The following is a 13,093-nucleotide window of genomic DNA, read 5'->3' as shown; positions in this document are numbered from 1 at the left end:
CGCGCGCCCGGGTGCTCAGCGCGCGCTGAGCTCGTGCACCGCCGCGACCAGCGCGCCGGCGTGCTCGGGGTCCATGTCCGGCGACATGCCGTGGCCGAGATTGAACACGTGGCCCTCGCGCGAGCCGCCGTTGCCGGCGGCGTAGTCGTCCAGCGCGCGCCCGGCTTCGCGGCGGATCGCCTCGGGCGACGCGTACAGCGTCACCGGGTCGAGGTTGCCCTGGATAGCGACGCGCCCGCCGGTGCGGCGAACCGCGTCCCCGAGGTCGACGGTCCAGTCGACGCCGACCGCGTCGGTGCCGGTGTCGGCCAGCGCCTCCAGGTGCGCGCCGTTGCCCTTGCCGAACAGGATCAGCGGGGTGCGGTCTTCGCCATCGCCGCGCGGCAGTTCGTGCGCGATCCGTTGCAGGTAGCGCAGCGAGAACTCGCGGTACATCGACGGCGACAGCACCCCGCCCCAGGTGTCGAACACCTGCAGCGCCTGCGCGCCGGCGTCGCGCTGCGCCGCGAGGTAGGCGATCACCGCGTCGGTGGTGACGTCGAGCAGCCGGTGCATCGCGGCCGGGTCATTGAGCGCGAGCGACTTCACCCGGGCGAAATCCTTGCTGCCGCCGCCTTCGACCATGTAGCAGGCCAGCGTCCACGGGCTGCCCGAGAAGCCGATCAGCGGCACGCTGCCGGCCAGCTCGCGGCGGATGGTGCTGACCGCGTCCATCACGTAGCGCAGCTCGGTGCCCATGTCCGGCACGGCGAGGCGGGCGATGTCGGCGTGCGTGCGCACCGGGCGCTCGAATTTCGGGCCCTCGCCTTCGACGAAATACAGGCCCAGGCCCATCGCGTCGGGCACGGTGAGGATGTCGGAGAACAGGATCGCCGCGTCGAGCGGGAACCGGCGCAGCGGCTGCAGGGTGACCTCGCAGGCCAAGTCCGGGTTCTTCGCCATCGCCAGGAAGCTGCCGGCCTGTTTGCGCGTCGCGCGGTACTCCGGCAGGTAGCGCCCGGCCTGGCGCATCAGCCACACCGGGGTGCGGTCGACGGGCTGGCGGCGCAGCGCGCGCAGGAGGCGGTCGTTCTTCAGGTCGGTCACGGGGATGGCTCGGGCAAGGGGTGAAGTCAGGGGCGTCTGCCGACTGCGTGGCCCGAGCGTCGGGCCGGCGCATGCGGTGGCGAACAAGGACAGGCGGTGGCGATCAGCTCCGCGGCGCGTCCGCGCCTTGGGCGAACATGAGCTGGAAGCCGCGCTTGAGCTGCTGGTCGCGCGCCTGTTCCAGCGCCGCGAGGGCGGCGGCCTGGTCGAGGTACTGCTCCTTGCGCAGGGTGCTGCGTCCGCCGATCTGGCCGCTCTCGCGCACCAGCGTCCAGCCACCCAGCAGGTCGGGCTGGAGCATCAGCTGCACGAAGCGCGGGGCCTCGGGCCCGGCAGGGCGTTGTTGCAGGAGCAATCGCATAGCCGCGCATTGTAAGCGCCTGCCCGGCGCGGCGCCCGCGGGCGATCGCACGACCGCGCGCGCATGTCGTTCACGTCGGCGACCGCTCAGCCGGCCGCGAGCACGGCCAGGACCTCGTCGTCGGGGACCCCGGCGACGATCCGCGCCAGCCCGGCGCCGTCCCACAGCACGAAGCGCAGGCCGCGCGCGTCCGCCTTCTTGTCCAGCCGCATCCGCGCCAGCAGCGCCCCGGGGGCGAGCCCGGCGGGCACGCGGGTCGGCAGGTCGAGCCGCTGCAGCAGCCGCTGCAGCCGCTCTGCGTCCGCGTCGGTGGCTAGGCCCAGCGCGGCCGACAGCCGCGCGGCCAGCACCATGCCGACCGCGACCGCTTCGCCGTGGTTCAGCCCGCCGCCGTGGGCGCCGGCGTAGCCCTGCTCGGCCTCGATCGCATGGCCGAAGGTGTGGCCGAAGTTCAGCAGCGCGCGGTCGCCGTGCTCGAACGGATCGCGCGCGACGACGTCGGCCTTGTACTCGCACGAGCGCGCGATCGCCTCGGCCAGGGTCGCGTCGTCGCCAGCGAGCAGGGCCTCGGCGTGCGCTTCGAGCCAGCCCAGAAACGCCACGTCGAAGATCGCGCCGTACTTGACCACCTCGGCGAGCCCTGCGCGCAGCTCGCGCGGCGGCAGCGTGCGCAGCGTCGCGGTGTCGGCCACCACCGCGCGGGGCGGATGGAAGGCGCCGACCAGGTTCTTGCCGGCGGGCAGGTCGATCGCGGTCTTGCCGCCCACCGACGAGTCGACCATCGCCAGCAGCGTGGTCGGCACCTGCACCACGTCGATGCCGCGCATCCAGCATGCGGCGGCGAAGCCCGCGAGGTCGCCGACGACGCCGCCGCCCAGCGCGATCACCGTGGCGTCGCGGGTGGCGTGCATCGCCGCCAGCGACTCGAGCACTTCGCCGAAGCGCGCGAGCGTCTTTTCGTGTTCGCCCGCCGGCATGACGTGGCGGTCGACGGTCAGCTCCGGCCGCGCCGCGCACAGCGCGGCCTCGAGCCGCGCGGCATACAGGGGGCCGACGTTCGAATCGCTGACCACCAGCACGTGGCGGCCGCGGAGGGTCGCCGCGAGGCGCGCGCCGTCGTCGAGCAGGCCCGGGCCGATCGTGATCGGGTAGCCCGCCTCGCCGCCGACGTGCAGCACCCGGGCTGCGTGGGCGTGCGGGTGGCTCATGCGTGCACTCCGTCGCGCTGCCACACCGCGTCGAGCTGCGCGCCCAGGCGTTCGGCCGCCTCCGCGCCGGTGCTGCGGCCGGTGTCGAACGCCAGGTCGGCGATCTCCGCATACAGCGGGCCCCGCTGTGCGGCGAGGTCGTGCAGCACCTGCTCGCGGTCGTCGCGCGCCAGCAGCGGCCGGCTGCGATCGCGCGCCAGGCGCTCGAGCTGTTGGGCGACTGCGACCTGCAGGTGGACGACGAAACCGCGCTCGCGCAGCAGGCCGCGCGTGGCCGGGTCGAGGACCGCCCCGCCGCCGGTGGCGATGACCGCGCCGTCGAGCGCGGCCAGCTCGGCCAGCGCCGCGCGTTCGCGCGCCCGGAAGCCGGCCTCGCCCTCGCATTCGAAGATCGTGGTCACGCTGGTGCCGGTGCGGCGCTCGATCTCGCGGTCGGCGTCGACGAACGGCAAGCCGTAACGCTCGGCCAGCCTGCGGCCTATGCACGACTTTCCGGCGCCCATCGGGCCGACGAGGATCAGGTTGCGGGACGGATTCATCGCCCGATTGTAGGGGAGGGTGGGCCGGCGATCGGCGGCCCGGCCGGCCTGTGCCGCGGTGTTAACACCGGGGGGCCTAGCGTCGGGAGGCTGGCCCCCCCGGTGGCCGGCGCCATCTTGTTTCACCCAGCCATGTCATTCCTCCCAGGAGCTCGCCATGTCGGACGTCGCCAAGGTCATCGAACTCAACGCCGCCTCCAAGACCAGCGTCGAGGACGCGGTCAAGGTCGGGCTGAAGAAGTGCGCGGAAAGCGTCAAGGGCATCAAGGGCGCGTGGGTCAACGAAATCAAATGCGTGACCGACGACGCCGGCAACATCACCGAGTGGCGGGTCAACCTGCGGATCACCTTCGTCGTGCAGTGACCTCGGCCGCCGCGGCGGGCGGCGGGTTCGCGGGGCCCGCTGCGCGGTGGGCGGCGGCATGCGCGCGGCCGGACATCGGGCGACAATGGCGGCATGAAGACCGTCGACCCCACCAGCCTGATCGCCCACGCCCATGCCGAGTTCGCGGCGCTGTTCGCCGAAGCCCAGGCCGCGGGCGAGCCCGACCCCACCGCGATGACGATCGCGACCGCATCGCTGGACGCGCGGCCGTCCGCGCGCACGGTGCTGCTGAAGGCGCACGACGCGCGCGGCTTCGTGTTCTACACGCACCTGGACGGCCGCAAGGGCCGCGAGTTGCAGGCCAACCCGCACGCCGCGCTGCTGTTCCACTGGCCGCGCGTTCGCGACGGGGTGCAGGTGCGGATCGAAGGAGCGGTCGAGATCGTGGCCGACGCCGAGGCCGATGCATATTTCGCCTCGCGCCCGCGCGGCAGCCAGATCGGCGCGTGGGCGTCGAAGCAGTCCGAGACGCTGGCCTCGCGCGAGGAATTCGACGCCCGCATCGCCGAGGCCGAGCGCACGTTCGACGGCCGCGACGTGCCGCGCCCGCCGCGCTGGACCGGCCTGCGGGTCAAGCCGGAGCGGATCGAGTTCTGGTACGGCGCGCAGTTCCGGCTGCACGAGCGCCAGGTGTACGAGATCGACCGGGCCGGGGAGTGGCACCGGCGGATGCTCTTTCCTTGAGCGCAGCGTTGAGTGATCACCAGGCCGTGGCTGCCGAGGTATCTGCGTGACGCGTGAAGCGTCCGACGCACCGCCCGGTTCGTCAGGCGCGGCGCCGGGCCCTTCCGAAACACCGGTCGGCCGCCGCGCGTCGCGCGCTGCCGGGCCGCAGCGCATCGTCTGCCTGACCGAGGAGCCGACCGAGGTGCTGTACGCGCTCGGCGAACAGCACCGCATCGTCGGCATCAGCGGATTCACCGTGCGGCCGGCGATCGCGCGAAAGGAGAAGCCGAAGGTCAGCGCGTTCACCAGCGCGAAGATCGGCGAGATCCTCGCGCTGCGGCCCGACTTCGTCGTCGGCTTTTCCGACATCCAGGCCGATATCGCCGCCGAGCTGATCCGCCACGGGATCGAGGTGTGGATCAGCAACCACCGCAGCGTCGACGGGATCCTCGACTACGTCGTGCGGCTGGGGGCGCTCGTCGGCGCCGGCGATCGCGCGCTGGCCTATGCCGCCGAGCTGCGCGCCGGCCTCGACGCGGTGGCCGCGCGGGCGGCGACGCTGCCGCGCCGGCCGCGGGTGTATTTCGAGGAGTGGGACGAGCCGCGCATCAGCGGCATCCAGTGGGTCGCGGAGCTGGTCCGGATCGCCGGCGGCGACGACATCTTCCCCGAGCTGGCCGCGCAGTCGCTGGCCAAGCATCGGATCCTGGCCGACGATCGCGAGATCATCGCGCGCGCTCCGGACATCGTGTTCGGCTCGTGGTGCGGGAAGAAGTTCCAGCCCGGCAAGGTCGCCACGCGCGAGGGGTGGCAGGACGTGCCCGCCGTGCGCGACGGTGAACTGCACGAGATCAAGTCGCCGATGATCCTGCAGCCCGGACCGGCCGCGCTGACGGACGGCGTACGGGCGATGGCCGACCTCATCGCGCGCTGGGCTGCCGGAAGCGCCGCGCGCGCAGGCGGTTGACTGAACATCGCGCAACCGGAATCTCGACGCACGTCCCGGTCCCAACCGACGACGCCGGGCCTTCACGCCTTCTCTGCAATAAAGTCCTCCCTCATCGTCTCGTGGAGAAACCGCATGATTCGCCAGTCCCTTGTCGCCTCGGCCCTTGTCGTCGGCCTCGTCTTCTCCAGCTTCGCCCCGGTCGCGCAGGCCGGCGTGATCTCGACCCAGCAGGCGCTGTCGGCCGAAGTGCGCGCCGCCAAGGAAACCCAGATCCGCGCGTCGCTCGCCCGCGAGGACGTGCGCCAGGCCATGCAGCGCATGGGCGTCGATCCGGCTGACGCACAGGTGCGCGTGGCCGCGCTCAGCGACGCCGAGCTGCAGCAGCTCGAAGGCCAGCTCGACCAGCTGCCGGCCGGCGGCAGCGCGCTGGCGGTGATCGGCGTGGTGTTCGTCGTGCTGCTGATCCTGGAACTCGTCGGCGTCACCAACATCTTCAACCGCGTCTGATGCCCGCACGCGCGATCCGCGGCGCGGCGGCCCTGCTCGTGGCCGTCGCGCTGTCGGCGTGCTCGTTGAACCCGGCGCTGCGCGTCGCCGACGTGCTGCCGAAAGGCGGCGCGCCGGCGCTCGCAGCGGTGCCGTTCTATCCGCAGACCGAGTACCAGTGCGGTCCGGCCGCGCTGGCCGGCGTGCTCGGCGCCAGCGGCGTGCCGATCCAGCCCGAGGCGCTGGTGCCGCAGGTCTATCTTCCCGGCCGGCAGGGCAGCCTGCAGCTCGAACTGCTGGGCGCCACGCGGCGTGCCGGCCGCATTCCCTATGTCGTCGAACGCACGCCGCAGGCACTGTTCGCGGAGCTCGACGCCGGGCGTCCCGTCCTCGTGCTGCAGAACCTGCTCGTGCGCACCGTGCCGAAGTGGCACTACGCCGTGCTGGTCGGTGCCGACGGCGCGCGGAACCGCGTGGTGCTCAACAGCGGGACGACACGCGGACTGGCCGTGCGCGCGCCGACATTCCTGCGCACCTGGGACTGGGGCGGGCGCTGGGGCATGGTCGCGCTGCGACCGGGCGAGCTGCCGGCCGAGGCCGACCCGGGCCGCTACCTCGCCGCGGTCGCCGACTTCGAGGCTGTCGCCGGCGCTGGACCGGCGGAGGAGGCCTACCGCGCGGCAGCCAAGCGCTGGCCCGATGACGCGCGCCCGCTCCTAGCGCTCGGCAACCAGGCCTACGCGCGCGGCGCGCGCGACGAGGCCGCGGGGCACTACCGTCGCGGCCTGGCGCTCGACGCGAACGACCCGGTGCTGGCGAACAACTTCGCCAGCGTGCTGGGGGAACTGGGCTGTCGCGCCGAGGCGCTGCGCGTGCTCGATGCGACTCAGCCGCGGTTGGCGGCCGACAGCCCATGGCGAACCCAGCTGGCCGACACGCGCGCCGAAGTCATCGCGCGCAAGGCGCCGGCGCGCAGCCCGCCGGCGTGCGCGACACACACGGTATTGCCCTAGCGGGCAGCGACCCGACGCGGTCGACCGATCAATTCGGGAAGAAGTCGCGGGTGAACCGCACCGGGATCGGGGCGCCGCCGTCGGGCACGACGGACAGCTCGAACCGCACCGTCTCCGGCGCACCGACCTCGACCAGACCGGTGTAATCGAGCAGGTCGCCGCTGCGCAGCTCCTTCATCGGCACCGACTGCTGGCGGCCGCGCAGGTCGGTGGCCGTGGCGGTGATCGTCGCGGGCACCGACGTTTCGTCGGCTTCGGCGCCCTTGCGCACGGCGACCAGCAGCAGCACCGTCGAGTCGCCGCGCGCGATCCCGTACTGGCGTGCGACCGCGTCGCCGAGCATTGACGTCTGGATGGTGCTGGCGCGCACGGTGATGTCGCCGGCGCGCACGGTGGCTTCCTGCGGCGCGGCGGCCGGGGCGGCGGTCATTGCCGAGGGTTCGCGGCCGCACCCGGTGGATGCGAACGCGCACACGATCAGCAGGGCGGTGGCGGCAGGGCGCATGGGATTCTCCGGAGGATGGGGGATCAGTCGTTGGCGGCCGACAGCGCGCGACCGCGCCGGGTGGCCGCGTCGATCGCGCGGTCGACCAGCGCGCGCAGGCCGCCGGCCTCGAAGGTTTCGATCGCCGCCTGCGTGGTGCCACCCGGCGACGTGACGCGCGCGCGTAGCACGTCGGCCGGCTCGCCCTGTTCGACCAGCATTCGCGCGGCGCCGAGCAGGGTCTGCTGCACCAGCGCGCGCGCCGCCGCCGGGTCCAGCCCCTGCGCGACGCCAGCGGCCTGCATCGCCTCGGCGAGCAGGAACACGTAGGCCGGGCCGCTGCCGGACACCGCGGTCACCGCGTCCATCAGCGCCTCGTCGTCGATCCACACGGTCGGCCCGACCGCGGCCAGCAGCGCGTCCGCGCCGGCACGCTGCGCGCCGTCGACGCGGGCGTTGGCGAACAGGCCGGTGACGCCGGCGCCGAGCAGCGCCGGGGTGTTCGGCATCGCCCGCACGACCGCGAGGTCGCCGCCGAGCCAGCGGGCGAGCTGGTCGGTCGTGATGCCGGCGGCGATCGACACGACCACCGGCCGCTGCGCCTGCGCGAGCGTCTGCAGGTCAGCGCAGACGGTGCGCATCACCTGCGGCTTGACGGCCATCAGCCACAGGCCGGCGCCGTCGGCCGCGTCGCGCGCGTGCGCGTGCGTGCCCACGCCGAAATCGCGGGCCAGCGCCTCGCGTAATTCGGCCACCGGTTCGGCCACGCGGAGGGTCGAGGCCAAGGTGCCACGCGCAACCAGCCCACCGATGAGGCTGCGCGCCATGTTGCCGCCGCCGATAAAGGCGACGGTCGGGCTGGGGGATGCGGGGTCGGCCATGGGAGCGTCGGAACCGGCGGGAACTGGAGTGTACGCACGCCGCGCCGGCGCCGATGCAGCGCGGCGTCAGCCGGTCGCCGGCCTCGGCCGCCGCGCCCCGAACAGCGCCGTGCCGACCCGCACCAGGGTCGCGCCCTCGGCGATTGCCTGCTCGAGGTCGTCGCTCATGCCCATCGACAGCGTGTCCACCTGCGGGTGCGCGTCCCGCATCGCGTCGAACAGCGCGCGCGCGCGGCGGAACGCGTCCCGCCTGCGCTCGACGTCGGGGGTCGGCGCGGGAATCACCATCAGCCCGCGCAGCGCCAGCCGCGGCTCGGCGGCGATCCGCGCGGCCAGCATGGCGACCTCGTCCGGACGGCAGCCGCTCTTGCTCGCTTCGTCGTCGAGGTTGACCTGCACCAGCACGTTCAGCGGCGAACGGTCGGCGGGGCGGTGGCGGGCGAGGGCTGCCACCAACGCCGGCCGATCGACGCTCTGCACCCAGTCGAAGCCCGCGGCCGCGTCCTTGGCCTTGTTCGACTGCAGGTGGCCGATCAGGTGCCACTCCAGCGACGGGCCAAGCGGCGTGGCGTCGAGCACGGCGCGCTTGGCCGCCGCCTCCTGCACGTAGTTCTCGCCGAACGCGCGCTGCCCGGCCTGCGCCAGCGCCAGGACCGCCTCGGCCGGCTGGGTCTTGCTGACCGCGAGCAGCCGCGGCGCTGTCCGACCGGCGTCGCGCGCCGCGTTATCAAGCCGTTGCAGGAGGTCGTGCAGGGCATCGGCGGGCACGGTCGGAAGGCCTGTTGTCGTATGGATTAGTGACGCGGGTACAGGGCTATACTGCCTCGCAGGGGTAGTATCGTTCCAGCCTATTCAGGCCGCTGCGGCCCTCCGCGGCGGTCGCTGCAGTGCAGGGGAGCACGCATGGACATCGCCGAACTTCTGGCGTTTTCGGTCAAGAACAAAGCATCCGACCTGCACCTGTCGGCCGGCCTGCCGCCGATGATCCGGGTCGACGGCGACGTCCGCCGCATCAACATCCCGGCCCTCGACCACAAGCAGGTGCACGCGCTGGTCTACGACATCATGTCGGACAAGCAGCGGCGCGATTACGAGGAATTCCTCGAGGTCGACTTCTCGTTCGAGATCCCCGGCCTGGCCCGCTTCCGCGTCAACGCGTTCAACCAGAACCGCGGCGCCGGCGCCGTGTTCCGGACGATTCCGTCGGAAGTGCTGACGCTCGAGGACCTGGGCTGCCCGCGCATCTTCAAGGAACTGATCGAGCAGCCGCAGGGCCTGATCCTGGTCACCGGACCGACCGGCTCGGGCAAGTCGACCACGCTGGCCGGCATGATCGACCACATCAACAAGACCGAGTACGGCCACATCCTCTCGGTCGAGGACCCGATCGAGTTCGTGCACACCTCGCAGAAGTGCCTGATCAACCAGCGGGAAGTGCACCGCGACACGCACGGCTTCAACGAGGCGCTGCGTTCGGCGCTGCGCGAGGACCCCGACTACATCCTGGTCGGCGAAATGCGCGACCTGGAAACGATCCGGCTGGCGCTGACCGCGGCCGAGACCGGCCACCTCGTGTTCGGCACGCTGCACACCTCGTCGGCGGCCAAGACCATCGACCGCATCATCGACGTGTTCCCGGCCGGCGAGAAGCCGATGGTCCGCTCAATGCTGTCCGAGTCGCTGCGCGCGGTGATCTCGCAGGCGCTGCTGAAGAAGGTCGGCGGCGGCCGCACCGCGGCGTGGGAGATCATGGTCGGCACCCCGGCCATCCGGAACCTGATCCGCGAGGACAAGGTCGCGCAGATGTACTCGGCGATCCAGACCGGCCAGAACTTCGGGATGATGACCCTCGACCAGCACCTGCAGGACCTGGTCAAGCGCGGCCTGGTCACGCGTCCGCAGGCCCGGGACTACGCCAAGGACAAGCGCCTGTTCGAGTAACTGGCGCGACCACCGACACCCACGCATCGCCCGCCGCGGGGGATGGCACCGGAACCGACCCACCGGATGCGCCCGCCGCGGCCCCCCAGCCTCACGGAGGCCGCACGATGAATACCGCAGCAACCACCGGCAGCAGCATCGACTTCACCTCCTTTCTCAAGCTGATGGCGCACCAGAAGGCGTCGGACCTGTTCATCACGGCCGGCATGCCGCCGTCGATGAAGGTGCACGGCAAGATCTCGCCGATCACGCAGAACCCGCTGACGCCGCAGCAGAGCCGCGACCTGGTGCTCAACGTGATGAGCCCGCAGCAGCGCGAGGAGTTCGAGAAGACCCACGAGTGCAACTTCGCGATCGGCGTCGCCGGCGTCGGCCGCTTCCGCGTGTCGTGCTTCTACCAGCGCAACCAGGTCGGCATGGTGCTGCGCCGGATCGAGACCAAGATTCCGACGATCGACGAGCTGAACCTGCCGCCGATCATCAAGACGCTGGCGATGACCAAGCGCGGCATCATCATCTTCGTCGGCGCGACCGGCACCGGCAAGTCGACGTCGCTGGCGGCGATGATCGGCTACCGCAACATGAACTCCACCGGCCACATCATCACGATCGAGGACCCGATCGAGTTCGTGCACAAGCACGAGGGCTGCATCATCACCCAGCGCGAGGTCGGCATCGACACTGACACCTGGGAGAACGCGCTGAAGAACACCCTGCGCCAGGCGCCCGACGTGATCATGATCGGCGAGGTGCGCACGCGCGAAGGCATGGACCACGCGATCGCGTTCGCCGAAACGGGCCACCTCGTGCTGTGCACGCTGCACGCCAACAACGCGAACCAGGCGATGGACCGCATCATCAACTTCTTCCCGGAAGACCGCCGCGGGCAGCTGCTGATGGACATGTCGCTGAACATCAAGGGCGTCGTCGCGCAGCAGCTGATCCCCACGCCGGACGGCAAGGGCCGGCGCGTGGCGATGGAGATCCTGCTTGGCACGCCGCTGGTGCAGGATTACATCCGCGACGGCGAGATCCACAAGCTGAAGGAGGTCATGAAGGAGTCGACCAACCTCGGCATGAAGACGTTCGACCAGGCGCTGTTCGAGCTGTACCAGGCCGGCGAGATCAGCTACGAGGACGCGCTGCGCTACGCCGACAGCCAGAACGAGGTGCGCCTGCGCATCAAGCTGGCCCAGGGCGGCGACGCGAAGACGCTGTCGCAGGGGCTGGACGGGGTCGAGGTCGCGGAAGTGCGCTGACGCGCCACCAACGCGGCGCGGTTCGGACGAAGGGACGGGCAACCGTCCCTTCGTCGTTTTCGCAATGGCCTCCTGCGGGCCGCGTCAGCCCAGCACGCGGCGCCACGGCGGGTCGAGCGCGAGGATCCGCGCCTGCACTGGGCAGTCGTCTCGGTGCGTGCCGGGCAGATAGCCCAGGCTCATCAGGAACTCCCCGGTGATCTCGCCGCCGGTGAAGCGGAACGTGCGCTTGAACAGCCTGACCCAGCCGGCCTTGTCGCGCGCGACGCCGCCGTCGAGCAGGTGCGCGTCGAGCCAGTCGGCGAAACCCCCGTGCGAGTCCCGCAGGGCCCGGATCACGCCGGCGTTGTGGATCGCCGCGTCGACCTTCAACCGGTTGCGGATGATCCCGGGGTCGGCGAGCAGGCGCGCGCGGTCCGCGTCCCCATAGTCGGCCACGGTGTCGACGTCGAAGCCGTCGTACGCGCGGCGGAAGCCGTCGCGCTTGCGCAGGATCGTCTCCCAGCTCAGCCCGGCCTGGTTGATCTCGAGCACGAGCCGCTCGAACAGCGCGGACTCGCCGCGCTGCGGGAACCCGTACTCGTGGTCGTGGTACGGCCCGTGCAGCGGATGGCCGGGGGCGAAGGCGCAGTAGGTCGACATCGCGGCGGTCTGGGCGCGCGGCGCGCGTCGGCGGGTCAATCCCCATCGTGCGCCGCCGTGCGCGGTCCGTCCAGCCGGGGCGGGGCCGTGGAGGCCACGATAGAATGGCGCCATGTCCGTGATGCCGACCCCCCTTGCGAACCAGGTGCTGATCGCCCTGCCGGCGCTGGCCGACACGAACTTTTCCCGCAGCGTCACCCTGATCTGCCAGCACGACGACGACGGCGCGATGGGCGTGGTCGTCAACCGCGCGTCCGAGTACACGCTCGGCGACCTGTTCGGGCAGATGGGCGTCGACGGTGGCAGCGAGTCGATGCGCGCCCAGATCGTGCTCGCCGGCGGGCCGGTGCACCCAGAGCGCGGCTTCGTGCTGCACGACGGCGGGGAGCAGTGGAGCTCGACACTGGCGATCACCGATGCGCTGTTCCTGACCACCTCGCGCGACATCCTCGAGGCGATGGCCCGCGGCGAAGGGCCCGAGCATGCGGTCGTCGCCCTCGGCTGCGCCGGCTGGGGGTCGGGCCAGCTAGAGCGCGAGCTGACCGAGAACGACTGGCTGACCGCGCCGGCCGACGCCGAACTGCTGTTCGACCTGCCGCTGGACGCGCGCTGGCAGGCCGCCGCCGGGCGCATCGGCGTCGATTTCGCCTACCTCGCCGACTACTCGGGCCACGCCTGAGGGCCCGCCGATGATGAAGGTCGCCGGCACCGTGCTCGGATTCGACGTCGGCGCCCGCCGCATCGGCGTGGCCGTCGGCAGCGCGTTCGGCCACGGCGGCCGCGCGCTGGCGGTGGTCGACGTGCACGCGCACGGCCCCGACTGGTCGACGATCGACAAGCTGCGCAACGAGTGGCGCCCGGACGGCCTGATCGTCGGCGACCCGATGACGCTCGACGGCGGCGACCAGCCGATCCGGCTGCGTGCGCATGCGTTCGCGCGCGAGCTGCACGCACGTTACGGCTTGCCGGTGGCGCTGGTCGACGAGCGCTCCAGCTCGATCGAGGCGGCTCAGCGGTTCGCGGTCGATCGCGCGCAGGGCCGCAAGCGCCGGCGCGATGCCGATGCCCTGGATGCGGTGGCCGCCGCGGTCATCGTCGAACGCTGGCTGGCCGCCCCGCACGAGGCCACCGACCTGCCGGCGGCCGATTCGCCGGCGCCGGACGCCGGCTGATTTCCCTTCCTCCGCGACCCC

The 13,093-nt window shown here is 71.9% G+C and carries 17 protein-coding genes; 9 read left to right on the top strand and 8 right to left on the bottom strand.

The genetic code is table 11. The features are described from left to right. Positions 1–15: 15 nt before the first annotated feature. From hemE to D3A60_RS11710, 4 genes are all read right to left on the bottom strand, one after another. Complete coding sequence (hemE, locus tag D3A60_RS11725; protein ID WP_407062783.1) at positions 16–1,077, bottom strand: uroporphyrinogen decarboxylase; 1,062 nt, start codon at positions 1,075–1,077, stop codon at positions 16–18. 112 nt (positions 1,078–1,189) lie between these two features. Beyond that, positions 1,190–1,447: a WGR domain-containing protein gene (locus D3A60_RS11720; protein WP_119718821.1), complete on the bottom strand. Its 258-nt coding sequence runs from the start codon at positions 1,445–1,447 to the stop codon at positions 1,190–1,192. 86 nt (positions 1,448–1,533) lie between these two features. Beyond that, positions 1,534–2,655 (bottom strand): 3-dehydroquinate synthase, encoded by a 1,122-nt coding sequence (aroB, locus tag D3A60_RS11715; RefSeq protein WP_119718820.1) that lies wholly within the window; start codon positions 2,653–2,655, stop codon positions 1,534–1,536. Next, on the bottom strand, positions 2,652–3,194 hold the full coding sequence (locus D3A60_RS11710) for a shikimate kinase (protein WP_119718819.1): 543 nt from the start codon (positions 3,192–3,194) through the stop codon (positions 2,652–2,654). The genes aroB and D3A60_RS11710 overlap by 4 nt, the downstream gene beginning before the upstream one ends. A 157-nt stretch (positions 3,195–3,351) precedes the next feature. Here D3A60_RS11710 and D3A60_RS11705 point away from each other — a divergent pair, with 157 nt between their 5' ends. The 5 genes from D3A60_RS11705 (at position 3,352) to D3A60_RS11685 (ending at position 6,693) form a co-directional block, all read left to right on the top strand. Continuing rightward, positions 3,352–3,558: a dodecin family protein gene (locus D3A60_RS11705; protein WP_119718818.1), complete on the top strand. Its 207-nt coding sequence runs from the start codon at positions 3,352–3,354 to the stop codon at positions 3,556–3,558. 93 nt (positions 3,559–3,651) lie between these two features. After that, positions 3,652–4,263, top strand: coding sequence for a pyridoxamine 5'-phosphate oxidase (gene pdxH / locus D3A60_RS11700; protein ID WP_119718817.1), 612 nt, complete (start codon positions 3,652–3,654; stop codon positions 4,261–4,263). Between the two features lie 154 nt (positions 4,264–4,417). Then, the gene (locus D3A60_RS11695) at positions 4,418–5,212 is read left to right on the top strand and encodes an ABC transporter substrate-binding protein (protein WP_231120510.1); all 795 of its coding nucleotides are present in this window, start codon (positions 4,418–4,420) and stop codon (positions 5,210–5,212) included. A 114-nt stretch (positions 5,213–5,326) separates the two neighbouring features. Then, positions 5,327–5,701 (top strand): PA2779 family protein, encoded by a 375-nt coding sequence (locus tag D3A60_RS11690; protein ID WP_119718815.1) that lies wholly within the window; start codon positions 5,327–5,329, stop codon positions 5,699–5,701. After that, positions 5,701–6,693 carry a PA2778 family cysteine peptidase gene (locus tag D3A60_RS11685; RefSeq protein ID WP_119718814.1) on the top strand — a complete coding sequence of 331 codons (993 nt, stop codon included), beginning with the start codon at positions 5,701–5,703 and terminating at the stop codon, positions 6,691–6,693. The genes D3A60_RS11690 and D3A60_RS11685 overlap by 1 nt, the downstream gene beginning before the upstream one ends. Positions 6,694–6,721: 28 nt before the next feature. On the opposite strand, the gene D3A60_RS11680 is transcribed toward D3A60_RS11685, so the two are convergent. The 3 genes from D3A60_RS11680 to D3A60_RS11670 form a co-directional block, all read right to left on the bottom strand. Further along, a complete protein-coding gene (locus D3A60_RS11680; RefSeq protein WP_119718813.1) occupies positions 6,722–7,198 on the bottom strand; it encodes a DUF4426 domain-containing protein in 477 nt (158 codons plus the stop codon). Between the two features lie 23 nt (positions 7,199–7,221). After that, positions 7,222–8,058 carry a pyrroline-5-carboxylate reductase gene (proC, locus tag D3A60_RS11675; RefSeq protein WP_119718812.1) on the bottom strand — a complete coding sequence of 279 codons (837 nt, stop codon included), beginning with the start codon at positions 8,056–8,058 and terminating at the stop codon, positions 7,222–7,224. Positions 8,059–8,124: 66 nt separating this feature from the next. Next, positions 8,125–8,826 (bottom strand): YggS family pyridoxal phosphate-dependent enzyme, encoded by a 702-nt coding sequence (locus D3A60_RS11670; protein ID WP_231120480.1) that lies wholly within the window; start codon positions 8,824–8,826, stop codon positions 8,125–8,127. A 135-nt stretch (positions 8,827–8,961) separates the two neighbouring features. Here D3A60_RS11670 and D3A60_RS11665 point away from each other — a divergent pair, with 135 nt between their 5' ends. Next, complete coding sequence (locus tag D3A60_RS11665; RefSeq protein WP_119718811.1) at positions 8,962–9,999, top strand: type IV pilus twitching motility protein PilT; 1,038 nt, start codon at positions 8,962–8,964, stop codon at positions 9,997–9,999. Between the two features lie 107 nt (positions 10,000–10,106). Next, a complete protein-coding gene (locus D3A60_RS11660; RefSeq protein WP_119718810.1) occupies positions 10,107–11,258 on the top strand; it encodes a PilT/PilU family type 4a pilus ATPase in 1,152 nt (383 codons plus the stop codon). An 84-nt stretch (positions 11,259–11,342) separates the two neighbouring features. On the opposite strand, the gene D3A60_RS11655 is transcribed toward D3A60_RS11660, so the two are convergent. Next, positions 11,343–11,900: a DNA-3-methyladenine glycosylase I gene (locus D3A60_RS11655; RefSeq protein ID WP_119719102.1), complete on the bottom strand. Its 558-nt coding sequence runs from the start codon at positions 11,898–11,900 to the stop codon at positions 11,343–11,345. A 112-nt stretch (positions 11,901–12,012) separates the two neighbouring features. Here D3A60_RS11655 and D3A60_RS11650 point away from each other — a divergent pair, with 112 nt between their 5' ends. Next, on the top strand, positions 12,013–12,579 hold the full coding sequence (locus D3A60_RS11650; protein WP_119718809.1) for a YqgE/AlgH family protein: 567 nt from the start codon (positions 12,013–12,015) through the stop codon (positions 12,577–12,579). A 13-nt stretch (positions 12,580–12,592) separates the two neighbouring features. Further along, complete coding sequence (gene ruvX, locus D3A60_RS11645; RefSeq protein WP_119718808.1) at positions 12,593–13,072, top strand: Holliday junction resolvase RuvX; 480 nt, start codon at positions 12,593–12,595, stop codon at positions 13,070–13,072. The last annotated feature ends 21 nt before the right edge of the window (positions 13,073–13,093 follow it).

Origin of the sequence: Cognatilysobacter tabacisoli, from assembly GCF_003586305.1 — a bacterium.
Classification (GTDB): domain Bacteria; phylum Pseudomonadota; class Gammaproteobacteria; order Xanthomonadales; family Xanthomonadaceae; genus Cognatilysobacter_A; species Cognatilysobacter_A tabacisoli.
Note: the sequence above shows the minus strand (reverse complement) of the source record. Positions and strands in the feature narration are given on the sequence as shown.

Coding starts and splice junctions, on each gene's coding strand:
- D3A60_RS11720 (WP_119718821.1), bottom strand. CDS start 1,447: ATGCGATTGCTCCTGCAACAACGCCCTGCCGGGCCCGAGGCCCCGCGC.
- aroB (WP_119718820.1), bottom strand. CDS start 2,655: ATGAGCCACCCGCACGCCCACGCAGCCCGGGTGCTGCACGTCGGCGGC.
- D3A60_RS11710 (WP_119718819.1), bottom strand. CDS start 3,194: ATGAATCCGTCCCGCAACCTGATCCTCGTCGGCCCGATGGGCGCCGGA.
- D3A60_RS11705 (WP_119718818.1), top strand. CDS start 3,352: ATGTCGGACGTCGCCAAGGTCATCGAACTCAACGCCGCCTCCAAGACC.
- pdxH (WP_119718817.1), top strand. CDS start 3,652: ATGAAGACCGTCGACCCCACCAGCCTGATCGCCCACGCCCATGCCGAG.
- D3A60_RS11690 (WP_119718815.1), top strand. CDS start 5,327: ATGATTCGCCAGTCCCTTGTCGCCTCGGCCCTTGTCGTCGGCCTCGTC.
- D3A60_RS11685 (WP_119718814.1), top strand. CDS start 5,701: ATGCCCGCACGCGCGATCCGCGGCGCGGCGGCCCTGCTCGTGGCCGTC.
- D3A60_RS11680 (WP_119718813.1), bottom strand. CDS start 7,198: ATGCGCCCTGCCGCCACCGCCCTGCTGATCGTGTGCGCGTTCGCATCC.
- proC (WP_119718812.1), bottom strand. CDS start 8,058: ATGGCCGACCCCGCATCCCCCAGCCCGACCGTCGCCTTTATCGGCGGC.
- D3A60_RS11665 (WP_119718811.1), top strand. CDS start 8,962: ATGGACATCGCCGAACTTCTGGCGTTTTCGGTCAAGAACAAAGCATCC.
- D3A60_RS11660 (WP_119718810.1), top strand. CDS start 10,107: ATGAATACCGCAGCAACCACCGGCAGCAGCATCGACTTCACCTCCTTT.
- D3A60_RS11655 (WP_119719102.1), bottom strand. CDS start 11,900: ATGTCGACCTACTGCGCCTTCGCCCCCGGCCATCCGCTGCACGGGCCG.
- D3A60_RS11650 (WP_119718809.1), top strand. CDS start 12,013: ATGTCCGTGATGCCGACCCCCCTTGCGAACCAGGTGCTGATCGCCCTG.
- ruvX (WP_119718808.1), top strand. CDS start 12,593: ATGAAGGTCGCCGGCACCGTGCTCGGATTCGACGTCGGCGCCCGCCGC.